This window comes from Brevibacillus sp. NRRL NRS-603 (genome assembly GCF_003013445.1).
Taxonomy (GTDB): Bacteria; Bacillota; Bacilli; order Brevibacillales; family Brevibacillaceae; genus Brevibacillus; species Brevibacillus formosus.
The window spans coordinates 794378-810397 of the sequence record NZ_PXZN01000012.1 but is presented as its reverse complement, the minus strand read 5'-3'; the positions used below and the strand labels follow the sequence as shown (position 1 = coordinate 810397).

Genomic DNA, 16020 nt, shown 5'->3' with positions numbered 1-16020 from the left:
ACCATTATAACATCTGAAATGCGTTTATTTCTACGTTTTCACTATCTTTTTTCCATTTGGTAGAACATGCATGTAGAGTAGAGTGAAAAAATACCCGACAGGCCAAGGTAGCTTGTCGGGTGGAAAATGGGTCTTTATTTCGTCTCTTTAAAGGAGAAATTATCCAGGTAAGTCGTTTTGCGAGGAGCACCTTTCGTCGCATCTTCTTGCAAGTACAGACCGAGTTTTTTACCTTCTTGTTTCACATACTGTTGACCGAACAAGTATTGATCGTTCAGGTAAATGGAAACAGTGTTCTCGTTAACTTCTACTTTTAAGCGATTGCTGGATTTCAGCTTGTAGGAGCTAGAAGTAATGATGTCAATATCGTCTTCTTCGACATCATTCACTTTTCCTAAAACAACGCGATCTTTTTGGACGAATACAACATTGGCTTTTCCGTCTTTACCGTTGAAGTAAAGGCCTCCTAAACCTTCACTGCCAACGACATTCACATCTACACTCAATTCGTATTTTTTAACTTTGTCAGATTCATTCCAATTCAGTGGCAAGAAGTAGTGATCCAGATCATCGTCATCGGATTCAGCTGTCACTTGTTTGCTCGCGACCTCCCAGTTTCCTGTCGCTTTGTCTGTATCCCAGTTTTTCAATTTGGAATCAGAGAAGGAGTCGCTGATATTGATACGCTCTGGTTCTGGCTGAGGCTTCGGTTGACCAGGGGTAGGGAAAACAATTTTGATCTCATCATCATCGTCGCGATCCAAAATAGCGCGATAGAGCAGAGAAGCAGCTTCCGCACGAGTAATTGGATCTTGTGGACGGAAATTGCCATTGTATCCTTTCATCAGATCGGTTTGGATCGCAATCGCAATATACGGACGCAGTGCTGACGAAATTTCGTCGTAATCACGGAACTTTTTCAATTGATTCAAGTCGGCTTTGTACTTTTGATCGTAGCCCAACAGGCGTACCAATGCGACAGCAATGTCTTCACGTACTGCCGCTTGATCTGGCTTATACGTGTAGGTGGAGCCGGATTTGTAACCAGTCAGGTAAGGCTTGGCGTATTCCACATACAGAAATGCCCAGTGATGACGCGGTACATCTTTAAAGGTTTGGTCGACGTAGCTTTTGTTTATATCTACATCTGCTGCTGCGATCATAATTTTTGCAAATTCGGCGCGGGTAACTTCATTGTTCGGTCTAAATGTCCGATTGTCGTACCCTTTGATGATCCCTTTTGCCGCCATCTCTGTAATTTCCTTGTATGCCCAATGGCTACGTGGAACGTCTGAGAAAGAAGGGGTGGAAGCGGCACCTACGACCGGGATAACCGTTAAGAACATTAACACCGACAAAAATACGGCTAGTGCTCTTTTCATGTTAACCTCCTCAAAATGGCAATGTAGTTTTTGTTGACTGCTATTCAGACGGCTAGTGGGCTTGTATTGTTGCAGGAGAAAAAAATATTATGGTGAAAATAGGAAAAAAGACGGAGTTCCAAAAAAATTTAGGAGCATGTAGCAATGGTAAGGGCATGCTTGCTTCTCACCGTTTCGTACATATTTTGCCTCATAATGGTTATTATGCATTGGCTTTTGTATCACCCAAAATGATATAATTCTTTATTGGTTACTTATATAGATGATTTTAGCTGAGGTGATAGATGATGAAGGAAACGAAAGAGGCGACTGTGGACTTAAAATCCGTTAAGTCTCCAAAGAAAACGGAAGACTATGCGAAATACTTCCAGGCCCCCTCTCTGAAAGATGCGAAAAAGCGCGGTAAAGAAGAGATTTTAGTCCATTACGATTTTAATATCCCAGAAGATATGCAGAACATCGGAAAAGGAAAGCGTTATCACGTTCGTACGTATGGCTGCCAAATGAACGAGCACGATTCGGAGACGATTTCTGGTATTTTGCAGGCAATGGGTTATACCTCCTCTGATTCTGTAGAAGATGCGGATGTCATCCTATTTAACACCTGTGCGATCCGCGAAAATGCAGAGGATAAAGTATTTGGAGAGCTCGGCCACATGAAGCGGCTCAAGAATAATAACCCAAATCTGATCCTCGGTGTTTGCGGCTGTATGTCCCAAGAAGAAAAAGTCGTCAAGAAAATCCTGAAAAGCTACCAGCAGGTCGACCTGATTTTTGGAACGCACAATATTCACCGACTGCCAGAACTGTTGCGCGATGCGATGTTCAGCAAAGAAATGGTGATTGAGGTTTGGTCCAAAGAAGGCGATATCGTCGAAAATATGCCGAAGCTCCGCGAAGGAAACACCAAGGGCTGGGTTAACATCATGTACGGCTGCGACAAGTTCTGCACGTACTGTATCGTGCCGTATACCCGCGGAAAAGAGCGCAGTCGACGCCCGGAAGATGTCATCGCGGAAGTGCGTGATCTCGCTCGCCAAGGCTTTAAAGAAATCATGCTTCTTGGACAAAACGTCAATGCGTATGGGAAAGATTTTGATGACATCGAGTACGGTTTTGGAGACTTGATGGACGAGATCCGCAAGATTGATATCCCGCGTGTACGCTTTACGACAAGTCATCCGCGCGATTTTGACGACCACTTGATTGAAGTGCTTGCAAAAGGGGGCAACCTCGTGGAGCAAATCCATTTGCCTGTCCAATCCGGCTCGACAGAAGTACTCAAGCGGATGGCGCGCAAATATACGCGTGAGCATTATCTGGAGCTCGTTCGCAAAATCAAGGACGCGATCCCGAATGTCTCGCTTTCTACCGATATTATTGTTGGCTTCCCAGGCGAAACCGACGAGCAGTTCGAAGATACGATTTCGATGGTGGAAGAGGTTAAGTACGATTTTGCGTATACCTTCATCTACTCCCCGCGTGAAGGTACACCGGCAGCAGTCATGGAAGACAACGTTCCGATGGAAGTGAAAAAAGCGCGCTTGTATCGACTCAATGAAGTTTTGGCTCGCATCGGACTGGAGCAGAATAAAAAACTGCAGGATCAGGTTGTCGAGGTACTGGTGGAAGGCGAATCGAGGACGAATTCGGAAGTTCTTGCGGGTCGTACGCGTACGAACAAGCTGGTCCATTTCACAGGCGACAAATCCTTGATCGGACAGTATGTCCATATAAAAATTACAGATGCGAAAACGTGGACACTCCACGGCGAACTCGTATCCAAAGTTGAGGTGTAGGTCATTATGGAACAAACAAACGTATATACACAGAAAGAAATTCTTGATAAAGCTCGCGAGCTTGCAGCCATGATCGCGCGTACGAATGAAGTTGATTTCTTCAAGCGTGCCGAACTGCAAATCAAGAACAATGAACGTGTGCAAGATTTGATTGATACATTGAAGCAGAAACAAAAGCAAATGGTGATGTTTGAATCCATAAACAAGCCAGAACTGGTGAAAAAAGTGGAAGGCGAGTACAACCAATTGCATGAGGAACTGGATTCGATTCCAATCGTTACGGAATTCAAGCAATCGCAGGTTGATGTGAACGATCTTTTGCAAATGGTTACGAACGTAATCACGAACACCGTTTCGGAGCGTATTATTTTGGATACAGGCGGAAACCCATTGACCGGCGAGACGGGGGGCGGGCCTGAAAAGAAAAAATCTGACGGCTGCTGCTCCTAATTCTTGATAGAAAGCCTTCCCGGCGCTGTTTTGATGAATACCCAACAACTTTCCCAAATATAAGGTGGTTGTTTGCACGCTAGTCGAATGCCCTGCATACAAATGTACAGAAACGTTGTATGGAGGAGGTAACGAAATGTCGGGTATAGACAAAGATCTACAGTGCCGGGAACTTATCGCGAAAGCAGTCTGCGGCAAAGGCCATAAATTTTCTACTACCACCCACACCATCATACCGTCGCAAACTCCTTCGACGATCCTCGGATGCTGGATTATAAACACGAACTTCCAAGCAGAGAAAGTCGGAGATGCCGTTGAAGTATCTGGTACGTATGACGTCAACCTGTGGTTTTCGTTTGCTAATAACACGCAAACCGAAGTCAAGCGGGAAACTGTTCAGTTCTCCGTACTCGTACCGCTTACGTTCTTCGACAAAAACTGCAGAGGCGATCTGGAAATCGTTGCACGCGCCGTGGAGCAACCGAAGTGCATAAAAGCGGAGTTAAGTGGTGGTGGCACAATCACGGTCAGAGTTGAAAGCGAATATGCAGTAGAAGTCATTGGAGAAACAAAGGTGTGCGTTGTTGTCTGCAATAGTTGTGATGACAAAGAATTCCATCTGGTTGACGACTTTGAAGATAACAGTGACGAGTTTGATGACTTTGATTCCGCTACGCTACTCGACGAGCTCGACTAAAGAGGAGAAATTATCTCCTCTTTTTTCTTTTTTTTCGGATATGTACGTACCATTCTCACTTTTTTCTGGGCGTATTCATAAGATAACGAGAGAATAGCGGGGGAGTGTGGAAGGCATGATTCTACGCATAAAGGCGAGTCAGCGAGCTAACAAGCAGGAAGCGCCAGCAACACAACTGATGACGGCCAACGCTAAAGAAGTGGTAGCGTATTTGCATCGTCCTGAAATCGGTCGCTGGTTGCTCCGGCAGGGGAGAATACCTGTAACAACAGGAAAAGCAGCGCGACCGGGCTGGCGAACCTATAGGATCTGCCTTTACCAAGACTATGTACTGGATATCGTCAGAAGCGAGGAGCAATCACAATGGCTGTTGCACCGCCTACAGGAACCCGAGTGGCATTCCGTCTCCTTGCCTTCTGTCGAAACGGAAGTTCAGGTGGTGCAAGGGCTGGCAGCTCGCAGTTTGTATGCCGTCGGAGCCGATGCGGGTCAAGTGACAATCATGGCTGCTTCTCCCCATCGACTTAAGGTCGTCGAGGTGGAACCAAATTGGCCAGCCAATCATGCTGATGAATATTTGCAGCGGGCTCGAGATTGGTGGGAAGATCGGATGCGCAAACAGCCGCAAAAGCTGCAAAGCATGGGAGCTGATCCCGAATTTTCTTTGCGCAAGCCCACGGGAGAAATGGCACTTGCTTCTGACTTTTTGAGCATCAATGGGACGGTTGGATGTGATACGACACGCTACCGGGAAGAATTAGGTCTCCATCAGCATCCGGTTGCAGAGTTGAGACCTGCGCCATCGGAGGACCCTGATCAACTATTTATGCATATTTACGATAATCTGGCACTCGCATACAAAAAAATAGGGAATACGTCTATCGAATGGCTCGCTGGCGGAATGCCGTTTCAAGGTTATCCAATCGGCGGGCATATTCATTTTGGTGGGCTTACCCCTACTTTTTCTCTTCGGCGAAAGCTGGATGCGTACTTAGCTCTTCCCCTTGTACTGATTGAGGATGCAGGCTGTATGAGCCGCAGAGAGCGCTATGGATTTTTGGGGGATGTAAGGGAGAAGGAATATGGATTCGAATATCGTACACTCCCTAGTTGGCTCGTTGATCCCCTTCTCGCTCGAGGTATTCTTCATTTGGCCCATTTGGTTGCAACTAATCACGAGAAGCTGCAAGCAACGCCTCATTTAAAGCTCCCGCTCATCAAAGCGTACTACCAGGGCGAAAAAGAAAAGCTCCTGCCGTACGTAGTCCAAGTCTGGCACGAATTAAAGGAGCTGCCAGGCTATGTGCTGTCACGACTTCATCTGGATCGATACTTTTCTTTTTTAATCGAAAGCCAATCGTGGAGAACGGACGAAGACTTTCGCAAGACATGGAAGCTACTATAAGCAGATCTACCATCGGATGCAGGGTCAACATTACCGTACAATCATGATATAATAGCGACGAGAATGAGTAGGCTAGGAGAAGAAAATCATGGCTCAATATACCCCGATGATTCAACAGTATCTGGCTATCAAAAAAGATTATCCGGATACTTTCTTATTTTTTCGCTTAGGCGATTTTTACGAACTGTTTTTTGATGACGCCATTCTTGCGTCCCGTGAGCTGGAAATTACACTGACGGGACGTGATGGTGGTGGTTCTGAGCGTATACCAATGTGTGGGGTTCCACATCATGCGGCAGATGGCTATATCGCAGAGCTACTGAAAAAAGGTCATAAAGTAGCCGTTTGCGAGCAAGTCGAAGATCCAAAAGAAGCCAAAGGGGTCGTTCGCCGGGAAGTGACACGCGTCATTACTCCGGGAACGATGATGGAAGGCAAATGGCTGACGGATAAGGAGAACAATTACATGGCGGCGTTGGCCCAAGTAGAAGGGCGAACAGGTGTTGCTGCGTGTGATATGAGTACAGGCGAAATGTACGTTACCTCTTTGGTGGGACAGGCAGAGGCTGTTCTGGATGAAGCCTTGCAATATCGTCCCAAGGAGCTCGTCTTTTTTGGCCTCGCTGTTTTGCCGAAGACAGCACTGCCATCTACTGTCGTGGATGCGCACCAACTGGATGCATTTGCAGTGGATAGTCAGTATGCAGAGCAGGCAAAAGGTCTCGATATGTCTATGCGAGCGGCGGTCAATGCTCTCTTGTTCTACATAGGGACGACGCAAAAACGCAGTCTTGCCCATATGCGGCTATTAAAGCAGTACGATGCAAAGCAGTATCTGCAAATGGACGGCTTTTCCAGACGCAATTTGGAATTGACAGAGACCATTCGCGATAAGACGAAAAAAGGCTCTCTGTTGTGGCTGTTGGATCGGACGCAGACCGCAATGGGTGGTCGTCTTTTGCGCAGATGGATTGAGCGTCCATTGCTGAGTCGCGATCAATTGGAGGCACGTCTGAGCGCTGTGGAAGCCTTGAAGGGTGACATGCTGCTTCGCTCCGATTTGCGGACTTGCTTAGATCGTGTCTATGATTTGGAGCGTCTGGCGGGCCGTATTTCCTACGGGAATGCAAACGCACGAGATCTCATTCAGCTGCGGATGTCTTTGGAAGCTGTTCCAGAGCTGAAGCAGTATATGATCCAAACGAATACCCCAGTATTGATGGAGCTGGCGCATGGGATGGATGAGTGTACGGATATCGTCAACTATTTGGCTCATGCGCTCGTGGATGATCCCCCGATATCGGTTCGTGAAGGCGGAATGATTCGGACGGGATATGATGAGTACCTGGATAAGCTCCACACGGCAAGTCGTGAAGGGAAGACGTGGATTGCCCAACTGGAGCAGGGAGAACGGGAAGCGACTGGGATTCGCTCCCTTAAAGTTGGCTTCAATAAGGTGTTCGGCTATTACATCGAAATATCGAAATCCAACATTGCCAACGTTCCGGCTGGCCGGTATGAGCGCAAGCAAACTTTGGCCAATGCAGAGCGGTACATCACGCCAGAGCTGAAGGAACGTGAAGCTCTCATTCTGGAAGCGGAAGAAAAGATGATTGAGCTGGAATACCAACTGTTCGTGGCTGTAAGAAGTGAAGTCGCGAAGCATATACCAAGACTGCAGAACCTCGCGGAGCGCATTGCATCTGTGGACGTTCTCCAGGCATTTGCTACGGTAAGTGACGAGCGGGGATTTGTACGCCCTGAGCTTGCGGAGAGCGGCGAATACGTCATTACAGAAGGGCGTCATCCAGTAGTAGAAGCTGTTCTGGAGCGCGAAAAATACGTGGCAAATGACGTGGAGATGGATCAGACCAATCGTCAAGTTTTGCTCATTACGGGTCCGAATATGGCAGGTAAGAGTACGTACATGAGACAGATTGCTTTGATCACGGTGATGGCACAGATCGGTTGCTTCGTTCCGGCTAAACAGGCCAAGCTGTCGATTGTCGATCAGATTTTTACCCGAATCGGGGCAGCCGACGACTTGGTAGGCGGGCACAGTACGTTTATGGTGGAAATGCTGGAGACCAGACACGCCTTGCAAAAAGCGACAGCGAAGAGCTTGATTTTGCTCGATGAGATTGGCCGCGGGACTTCGACGTACGATGGAATGGCGCTTGCACAAGCAGTCATTGAGTACATTTGCCATAAAATCGGTGCCAAAACACTGTTCTCCACGCACTACCACGAGTTGACCGGGTTAGCAGAGGCGTTGAGTGGTGTCGTGAATGTCAATGCTCGATGCGAAGAACGGGAAGGTAAGCTCTTGTTCCTTCACAAAATTGAAGAGGGACGAGCAGATAAAAGTTATGGAATTCATGTGGCGGAGCTTGCGGAAATGCCGACGTGGGTCATTGAGCGGGCGCGGAGTATCTTAACCGGGCTTGAGGCAAATGGAAGTGCTGGGAATGGAAATGCAGCGAGTGATGTGCAAATGTCGCTCGAATCGCTTTGGACGGCACCAGTTGCTGCGGTGCGCGAAGAACCAATGCAGTTTGCGTCGGCGGAGGAAGAAGCGATTATGGCTGAACTGCGCGAGCTGGATTTGAATTCAACGACGCCAATGGACGCCATGATGAAACTATATGCATGGAAACAGCAATTGAAAAAACGGTAGAGTTCGTCCGGGGGGAGGCACTCATGGGAACCATTCAAGTTTTAGATGAGCATCTCGCCAATATGATTGCTGCAGGGGAAGTAGTGGAAAGACCGGCTTCGGTTGTGAAAGAGCTGGTTGAAAATGCAATTGATGCCAGTGCAACGACAATCGAGATCCACGTTGAGGAAGGCGGTCTGGAGATGATTCGGATCGTTGACAATGGGAAAGGGATGGATCGGGAAGATTGTCAGCTGGCTTTTGAGCGCCATGCCACGAGTAAAATCAGCAACGCTCGTGATTTGTTCCGCATTCGTACGCTGGGCTTTCGTGGAGAGGCACTGCCGAGTATTGCGGCAGTCTCGCGTATGGAGCTGACGAGCAGTACGTCCAGCAGCGAGGTAGGTACTCATCTTTTCATTGAAGGTGGGCAGCTCGGAACGATTTCCGATAAAGCCGCTGTAAAAGGGACGGAAGTATGTGTGCGCAGCTTGTTTTTTAACACACCTGCTCGCTTGAAATACATGAAGTCGATCGCCACGGAAGTTGGACATATTTCTGATTATGTGAATCGGCTTGCACTCACGCATCCATCGATCTCCTTCCTGCTGACTCATAACGGCAAGACACTCTTGCAAACATCTGGAGACGGAAAGCTGCTGCACGTCATGGCGGCTATCTACGGTGTGCAGGTCGCGAAGCTGTTGCTTCCAATTGCAGGGGAGACCCTCGACTATAAGTGGTCTGGTTTTCTTTCGAAGACGGAAGTGACAAGGGCGAATCGCTCTTACCTTTCGACACTGGTAAACGGTCGCTACGTGCGCAGCTATTCGATCAACAATGCGATTATGCGCGGCTATCATACATTGTTACCTATCGGCCGTTATCCGATTGTGGCTTTGCAGATCGAGATGGATCCGTCACTGGTCGACGTGAACGTACATCCTGCCAAATTAGAGGCGAGATTCAGTAAAGAAGATGAATTGTGCAGTGCAATAGAACAATCGGTAAAAGAGACATTGAGACAAGGCTTGGGAATTGTCAGGCCCATGGCTACGCAACCAAAAGCTAAGGTCGTCACGCAGGTCGTTCAACCGCAGTTTGACCTGCAAATCACCAAGCCTGGCACTCCGCAATCGCCGTTATTAGCTGCGAGTCCCCGACTTCAGGAATGGATGGCCAAGCAGGAGGTGCCAAGTAAGCAAGTGGATATAGTGACGCCTGTCGCACCATCCATTGAGAACAGCACGGTGAAGGAGTCAGCAGCCAACTATGATGAAAAGCTGGAGGCTGCAAAAGTAGAGGCTATCCCGCAAGAAATCGTGCAGGCGACTTTGTTGGATCAACCGGGCACGAGCGAAGCTTTCCAATCTTACGAGACTAAGATTCCGGTACAATGGGACATTGCCCAGGCACCATCTCCTGAGCATCCATTAAATGAAATGAGCAGGGAGAACAATTCAGCCGCAGCAGGTACCGAACAATCACCGCCACTTCCAGAAGCAACCAATGAAAATGAAACGGATTCGCCTGTTCCCGTTATGTACCCAGTTGGTCAAGTTCATGGTACCTACATCGTCGCGCAAAATGACGAAGGCATGTATTTAATTGATCAACATGCCGCGCAGGAGCGAATTTTTTACGAGTATTTCATGGACAAGCTTGCAGAAGAGGACATTTCCAGCCAAATCATGCTGTTTCCACATACAGTGGAATATACAGCTGCAGAGGCAAGCAAACTGGAGAAGCGACTGTCGCTTCTGCAATCGTTTGGTTTGGAGATCGAGTCGTTCGGTGGGCGGACCTTTATCGTTCGCGCTCATCCACATTGGTTCCCAGAAGGGGCTGAACTGGAGGTCATTGAGGAGCTCATTCAGTTCGTACTGGAAACGGGAGAAAACACCCAAGCCAATGTCGTGCTGATGCGCGAAAAGGCTGCCATCATGATGTCCTGCAAAGCATCGATTAAAGCGAATCGCTTTCTGACGCATGCAGAGATGGAGAGCTTGCTGAACCAGCTACGAAAGACAAGCAGTCCGTATACGTGCCCGCACGGCAGGCCGATTGTCATTCATTTTACTGGTTATGACTTAGAAAAAATGTTTAAGCGTGTGATGTAAACGATGCCCTCCTGCGGAAAAATCCGGGGAGGGTATTTTTGTGTGGAGTGTTTGCTTGAAGAAGCTACATAATAGAACACGGCCAAAGAAATAAGCTCCTTTGGCCGTTCAGAAGTAGTTAGTGTTTATTCTGAAGACGACGAGAAATTCCATCTAGTTTATGGATGATAGAAAATAATTGCTCGGAAGTAGTATCTAATTGCTCAGCGGAAACAGTTGATAATGAAACCTGTTGATCAATTTTAATTAATTGATTGTTAATGTTCTGTAGAGATTGATAAATGTCTTTAGATGAGGCATTTGATTTATCGGCTAATTTACGAACTTCATTAGCAACAACGGTAAAGCCACGTCCGTGCTCTCCAGCTCTAGCAGCTTCAATCGCAGCATTAAGGCCTAGAAGATTTGTTTGTGTAGAAACATCTGCTACGAAGCCGCTGAGTTTCTCAATCTCCTCATTCTGCTCCTTTAACACATTCATGGAATGAGCGATTTCACCATTGTATTCGTATAGTTTGGTTGCGGAGTCGGTGAAGACGGAAGAGATTCTTAGCGCTTCCTGGGTTGTAGCTGTCAATTCGGCTGCCATTTGCTCCATATTGTGGCGGTAGCTTACATTTTCACGCATCGTGTCACCGATATACTGTTCAAGAATAATTGCGGAATCAAAAAAAACTCTTTTGATAAGAGCCTGATAAAATGCAGTTGCGTTTTCTAGCGATTGAATTCTTTCTGAAAAAAGACGTAAATATAGTGAGTATCCACCCAAAAACCAAGATGCTGACAATCCAATTCTCGCATGGGTTGTTCCGATTCGTTTTCGGCTGTTTACATATTCTTCATCAATAACATGAGAAGAAAGTGTTTCGATATACCTAATCTGCATGTTCTTTAATTGGTCCATTGTTACATTTGTACGAATCAATTGATCCAAATTAGGATGTTTTTCCAATTCTTCATAAAAACAATCTACGATTTCTTTTGAGTGAGTGCTGAAGAATTCTTTGTGTGAATACAAGAGGTCTAAGTCTTCTTTTGTTAGGCCGTAGAACACCCTAAGTGAATTCCATTCATTATCCAATGCAATCATGATACCAACCCCTATTTTCTTTATATGTTATGTAAAACTCTTTCAGATTCTAACAAAAATAAAATGCTAAATAAAAATAAAATGTTAAATAAAAGTGAAATGTTTATGAAATATATACTGATACGCTAAATATAACACGTTGAAGAAACACGTATCCCTGACAGGCACCCCTGCCTGGGACAATTCCTTGGGGGTGTTTCATTGGTTAAGTTATTCTGAAAATTTCAAAATCTAGATTGATTTTAGGCAAACACTGACTTATGATTACTTGCAAAAACGAGGTGAAACGAAATGAGTTCATCACGACAAACTGGGATGTTTATTTATCCGTGGGATATAGCCGAGAGTGGTATCGAAGCAGTAATGCAAACCTTGCAAGAAGCCAGATGCAATACAGCGGTGGTCAACAGCAGCTACCATCAGGGGAGATTTTTTCACCCGCAAAGCAAAACGTTTCGCAGGCTGCCGTTTTCAGGAGTATCGTTTACGCCTGAATGGTCGAAGTACAACCGTTTGCGCCCGACCGTGCACGAGCAAATCGCACAAGCAGGCATTCTTGCCAAAATGAAAGAAGCGTGTGAGCAGGCAGGAATGGGATTTCATACTTGGTGGGTTGGCCTTCACAATTCTACGCTTGGTTTGGTTCATCCAGATCTTTGTGTGCAAAACATTTGGGGGGATACATACACATACGCATTATGTCCATCGCAGCCTGAGGTTCAGCATTACGCAAAGGCGCTTTTTACCGATACGCTGGAGCAGGTCAAGCCGGAGCGGATTTTGATAGAAGGGACTGCCTTTTTGCCGATGAAGCATGGCGAGCATCATGAAGTAAGTCTTCTGCCGTTGGGAGAATCACTGCAATGGTTACTCTCGCTCTGTTTTTGCGGGGCATGTACGGAGCGTGCCGAATCGAGTCGAATCGATGTAGGAGCAGTCCGACAGCTTGTATCGAGGCTAGTCAGTCAGATGGTGGATGCCGATTCTCTCACGCAAGTATCAGCAGAAGCGAGAGAAGTAGCCTTTTTGCTGTTGGAATATCCGGAATTGTATCACTATCAGCAATCCCGTCTGGAAGTAGTAGATGGGCTATGGAGGAGCCTGAAGGAAATTGCGCAGAGTATGGGGACTGCGCTGGATGGCTTTCCGTCCTCGACACCGTTTTTCGTGAACCAGTCATATTGGGAAGGGGTTTCGTTGCGAAAAGCAGCGGCTACTCTCGATCGTGTCGTCCCGCTCGCTTATGGGGACAGTGTCAATGAGGTGGCGTATACGTTCCATGCGATCAAGCTTGTAACGCCAGAAGCTGCACTGGGGGCAGCTTTTTCCCTGCATCATAGCCAAATCCAGTCTGCAGCCGAGTTGGCAGCGAGGGTGAAAACAGCAGTGAACGCAGGCGCTCAATCGATTATTTATTACAATCTCGGTCTGTTAAATAACCGCAGGCTGGACTGGATCAAACAGGCGAACCTTAGCATAGAGGAGTGATATTCGCAACAAACAAGACCCACGGAGCTTCGCGGGTCTTGTTCATATGGATGGACTGGAAAATCATACTACAGTCCGACGCGCTTTCATAAAAAATGGTATGATTGTCATAGCGAAGAGGAAAACAGTTTGGTTCAGATTCTATTTGACCGGAAAATTAATCCTGCTTACAATAATATGATCGTTACCGTTTATGTAAAAACCGTCGAGTCGTTTTTCTAGAACAGCAGTTCTTATCAAAAAAGGGCGAAGACGTAAGGAAGGGAACAAAGGCGTGATTGTTACAACAGGACTTGAGCCTGGTGAAGAAACCTTGCGTCACGCAGCTGAATTGGCTAGTACATTGGGGCTACAAGTTGTGAATCGACGCGATTTTTCATTGGGTCAAATGCGCAAGCGATATGGGGTACAAGAAGTATTGGTGGTTTCCGCTCTCGGAGCACGTCTGGAAGTGCCGGGGAAAAAACCATTCTTTTTTCATCCGAACACATCTGCTTTTCGTATAAAGCGGCTCATGCGCGGCGATACTGATACTATGCTTGCTGCTTGCCAAATTCAACCAGGAGATGAAGTGCTGGACGCCACCTTGGGTCTGGGTGCTGATGCGATTGTATTTTCTCATGCGACTGGCGCAAAGGGGAAAGTCGTTGGCATCGAATCTGAGCGATTGCTAGCCATCTTAGTAGAGGATGGGTTGCGGCACTGGTCTTCCGATGCGATAGAATTGGAGCAAGCCATGCGTCGTATTGAGGTGCGATGTGGCAACCATCTAGAAGTACTGAGAGGACTGCCTGCCCGTTCCTTCGACGTCGTTTATTTCGATCCCATGTTCGAAGTAACGGTACAAAGCTCGTCGGGGATCGCCGGAGTTCGTGAGCTCGCCAATCCAGATGCTCTTTCCGAGGAGGCTGTTTTGGAAGCGCAGCGAGTTGCGAGAAAACGTGTGGTAATGAAAGAAGGAAAAGAAGGTAGGATGTACGAGCGCTTTGGTTTTACGCCGTTTCGCTCCCGCGGCCAGCAGGTCGTGTACAGCTACAAAGAGATAGGTGGAGGGGAGTGACCTTGCAACAGAGAGAAAGGCTAGTCGTGATTATTGGCCCAACAGCGGTCGGCAAAACCCAGCTTAGCCTGGAGCTGGCCGAACAGTTCGATGGTGAGATTATTTCCGGTGATTCCATGCAAGTATACCGTGGAATGAATATCGGCACCGCAAAAGCAGAACCTGAGGAGCTTGCGAGCATACCGCATCACCTCATTGATATTAAAAATCCAGACGAGGAATACTCTGTCGCGATGTTTCAGGAAAGTGCCGCAGGGTTGATTACAGACATCAACCGACGTGGCAAACTTCCGTTTATCGTCGGCGGAACAGGTCTGTACATAGAATCAGTTACTCATCGATTTCAGTTTTCCACCACATCTCAAGACCCTGAGCTGCGTGATCGACTGCAAAGATTGGCTGACAGCGAAGGCGTGGAAGCACTGCACGCCCGATTGGCCGATGTCGATCCGATTACAGCCGAACGCCTACATCCCAATGATGTAAAGCGGGTGATTCGCGCACTGGAGATTTATGAAAGCAGCGGGTACAAAATGTCCGACTTTCAGCTGCGGGCGCAGCATTCACCCTATGATTTGGTGATGATTGGTCTCACGATGGACCGCGCAAAGCTGTATGAACGAATCAACCACCGGGTCGAACTCATGATCGAAGCGGGGCTGGTTGAGGAAGTGAGGGGGCTCTTGGATGCTGGCTACGACGCGTCACTGGTCTCTATGCAGGGCTTGGGGTACAAAGAGCTCATCCCTTACCTGTATGGAGAGATCACGCTAGAAAAAGCGGTGAACGACATACAGCAACGAACACGGCATTTTGCCAAACGCCAGCTTTCCTGGTTCCGTCGTATGGAAGAAATTCAATGGTTTGACATGACTGATCCAGCCGAACAGAGGAATAACGTGGAAACTATCAAGCGAATATTGGCAGGAAAGTTTCAACAATTGCCGAATATATAACATACAAGTCCTTTTAGGGGGTAGTGTACATGAAACAGACGATCAACATTCAAGATACGTTCTTGAATCATTTGCGGAAAGAAAACATCGCGGTTACCATTTACCTTGTGAACGGATTTCAATTGCGCGGGTATATTAAAGCATTCGATAATTTCACGATTGTGATTGATAGCGAAGGCAAGCAACAATTAGTATACAAGCATGCGATCTCCACTTTCACTCCGCAACGCCCTGTATCGCTCATGTCTCAGGAGAACAACCAACAGTAAGCGAAGCAACACCAACAGCCAGGATCACATGTGATCCTGGTTCTTTTTTTTATGATCTCGCCCGGGGTTGGAAATACCATCAACGTACAAAGTATCAATAAAAAGCCCTGTCGCCGTTGAAGCGAACAGGGCTTTGATATTACTCCATGCAATGGTTATCTGTGTAAATTTGGAACGTGATGCCAAACTTGTCCTTCACATTGCCGTATGCTGGGCTGAAGAACGTTTCTTGCAGAGGCATAAGCACTTGACCGCCTTCTTGCAGGGCATCAAAAATCTTATGAGCTTGTTCTTTATCATCGGTCGAGATGCAGATGGTCACTTGATCACCAAGCTGATGCGGTTGTCCTGGAAAGGTATCGGAAAACATCAGTTCCGTTTCGCCTACGCGAATAGTAGCATGTCCGATGCGATTCTTGGCTTCTTCAGGTAATGGGAACTCCGGATTTTCAGGCATTTCACCGAAGGTTTGCTTATACAGTACTTCAGCACCTAAAGCTTGCTCGTAAAAGCTAATTGCTTCACTTGCAGTACCATTCAAAACGATGTAAGGAATCAAACGCAATGCCATCAGTCAACATCTCCCTTGGTTTTCATATGACCAACTAGTCAAGCCCACTTACTATTATTACCCATAGAGTGATTGTA

Annotated in this window: 13 protein-coding genes; 10 read left to right on the top strand and 3 right to left on the bottom strand. The window is 47.0% G+C overall.

What is annotated here, in order from left to right; translation table 11 throughout:
* Positions 1–134 precede the first annotated feature (134 nt).
* A complete protein-coding gene (locus C7R94_RS10875) occupies positions 135–1382 on the bottom strand; it encodes an S-layer homology domain-containing protein (RefSeq protein WP_106780884.1) in 1248 nt (415 codons plus the stop codon).
* Positions 1383–1669: 287 nt separating this feature from the next.
* On the opposite strand from C7R94_RS10875, the gene miaB reads away from it, so the two are divergent.
* From miaB to mutL, 6 genes are all read left to right on the top strand, one after another.
* Positions 1670–3181 (top strand): tRNA (N6-isopentenyl adenosine(37)-C2)-methylthiotransferase MiaB, encoded by a 1512-nt coding sequence (gene miaB / locus C7R94_RS10870; RefSeq protein ID WP_106780882.1) that lies wholly within the window; start codon positions 1670–1672, stop codon positions 3179–3181.
* A gap of 6 nt (positions 3182–3187) precedes the next feature.
* A complete protein-coding gene (locus C7R94_RS10865) occupies positions 3188–3631 on the top strand; it encodes a YlbF/YmcA family competence regulator (RefSeq protein WP_047067744.1) in 444 nt (147 codons plus the stop codon).
* A gap of 136 nt (positions 3632–3767) precedes the next feature.
* Positions 3768–4328: an outer spore coat protein CotE gene (locus C7R94_RS10860; protein WP_047067743.1), complete on the top strand. Its 561-nt coding sequence runs from the start codon at positions 3768–3770 to the stop codon at positions 4326–4328.
* Between the two features lie 115 nt (positions 4329–4443).
* Positions 4444–5733: a putative amidoligase domain-containing protein gene (locus C7R94_RS10855; protein ID WP_106780879.1), complete on the top strand. Its 1290-nt coding sequence runs from the start codon at positions 4444–4446 to the stop codon at positions 5731–5733.
* Positions 5734–5821: 88 nt separating this feature from the next.
* Entirely contained in the window at positions 5822–8410 is a 2589-nt protein-coding gene (mutS, locus tag C7R94_RS10850; protein ID WP_106780877.1) for a DNA mismatch repair protein MutS, read from the top strand.
* Between the two features lie 23 nt (positions 8411–8433).
* A complete protein-coding gene (mutL, locus tag C7R94_RS10845) occupies positions 8434–10509 on the top strand; it encodes a DNA mismatch repair endonuclease MutL (protein ID WP_106781283.1) in 2076 nt (691 codons plus the stop codon).
* Between the two features lie 118 nt (positions 10510–10627).
* Here mutL and C7R94_RS30905 read toward each other — a convergent pair whose 3' ends face one another.
* Positions 10628–11599: a globin-coupled sensor protein gene (locus C7R94_RS30905; RefSeq protein ID WP_106780874.1), complete on the bottom strand. Its 972-nt coding sequence runs from the start codon at positions 11597–11599 to the stop codon at positions 10628–10630.
* A 291-nt stretch (positions 11600–11890) separates the two neighbouring features.
* Between C7R94_RS30905 and C7R94_RS10835 the strand changes: the two genes are divergently transcribed.
* The 4 genes from C7R94_RS10835 (at position 11891) to hfq (ending at position 15372) form a co-directional block, all read left to right on the top strand.
* Positions 11891–13087 carry an alpha-amylase family protein gene (locus C7R94_RS10835; protein WP_106780872.1) on the top strand — a complete coding sequence of 399 codons (1197 nt, stop codon included), beginning with the start codon at positions 11891–11893 and terminating at the stop codon, positions 13085–13087.
* 274 nt (positions 13088–13361) lie between these two features.
* Positions 13362–14147 (top strand): class I SAM-dependent methyltransferase, encoded by a 786-nt coding sequence (locus C7R94_RS10830; protein ID WP_106780869.1) that lies wholly within the window; start codon positions 13362–13364, stop codon positions 14145–14147.
* A complete protein-coding gene (gene miaA, locus C7R94_RS10825) occupies positions 14144–15103 on the top strand; it encodes a tRNA (adenosine(37)-N6)-dimethylallyltransferase MiaA (protein WP_047067726.1) in 960 nt (319 codons plus the stop codon). The genes C7R94_RS10830 and miaA overlap by 4 nt, the downstream gene beginning before the upstream one ends.
* A gap of 29 nt (positions 15104–15132) precedes the next feature.
* Complete coding sequence (hfq, locus tag C7R94_RS10820) at positions 15133–15372, top strand: RNA chaperone Hfq (RefSeq protein WP_007719110.1); 240 nt, start codon at positions 15133–15135, stop codon at positions 15370–15372.
* Between the two features lie 139 nt (positions 15373–15511).
* Here hfq and C7R94_RS10815 read toward each other — a convergent pair whose 3' ends face one another.
* Positions 15512–15943: a VOC family protein gene (locus tag C7R94_RS10815; protein WP_106780867.1), complete on the bottom strand. Its 432-nt coding sequence runs from the start codon at positions 15941–15943 to the stop codon at positions 15512–15514.
* Positions 15944–16020: the final 77 nt, after the last annotated feature.

Excerpts from the sequence above, each read along its gene's own strand:
- mutS (WP_106780877.1), top strand. The coding sequence starts at position 5,822 with ATGGCTCAATATACCCCGATGATTCAACAGTATCTGGCTATCAAAAAA.
- mutL (WP_106781283.1), top strand. The coding sequence starts at position 8,434 with ATGGGAACCATTCAAGTTTTAGATGAGCATCTCGCCAATATGATTGCT.
- miaB (WP_106780882.1), top strand. The coding sequence starts at position 1,670 with ATGAAGGAAACGAAAGAGGCGACTGTGGACTTAAAATCCGTTAAGTCT.
- C7R94_RS10860 (WP_047067743.1), top strand. The coding sequence starts at position 3,768 with ATGTCGGGTATAGACAAAGATCTACAGTGCCGGGAACTTATCGCGAAA.
- C7R94_RS10875 (WP_106780884.1), bottom strand. The coding sequence starts at position 1,382 with ATGAAAAGAGCACTAGCCGTATTTTTGTCGGTGTTAATGTTCTTAACG.
- C7R94_RS10865 (WP_047067744.1), top strand. The coding sequence starts at position 3,188 with ATGGAACAAACAAACGTATATACACAGAAAGAAATTCTTGATAAAGCT.
- hfq (WP_007719110.1), top strand. The coding sequence starts at position 15,133 with ATGAAACAGACGATCAACATTCAAGATACGTTCTTGAATCATTTGCGG.
- C7R94_RS10855 (WP_106780879.1), top strand. The coding sequence starts at position 4,444 with ATGATTCTACGCATAAAGGCGAGTCAGCGAGCTAACAAGCAGGAAGCG.
- C7R94_RS10835 (WP_106780872.1), top strand. The coding sequence starts at position 11,891 with ATGAGTTCATCACGACAAACTGGGATGTTTATTTATCCGTGGGATATA.
- C7R94_RS30905 (WP_106780874.1), bottom strand. The coding sequence starts at position 11,599 with ATGATTGCATTGGATAATGAATGGAATTCACTTAGGGTGTTCTACGGC.
- C7R94_RS10815 (WP_106780867.1), bottom strand. The coding sequence starts at position 15,943 with ATGGCATTGCGTTTGATTCCTTACATCGTTTTGAATGGTACTGCAAGT.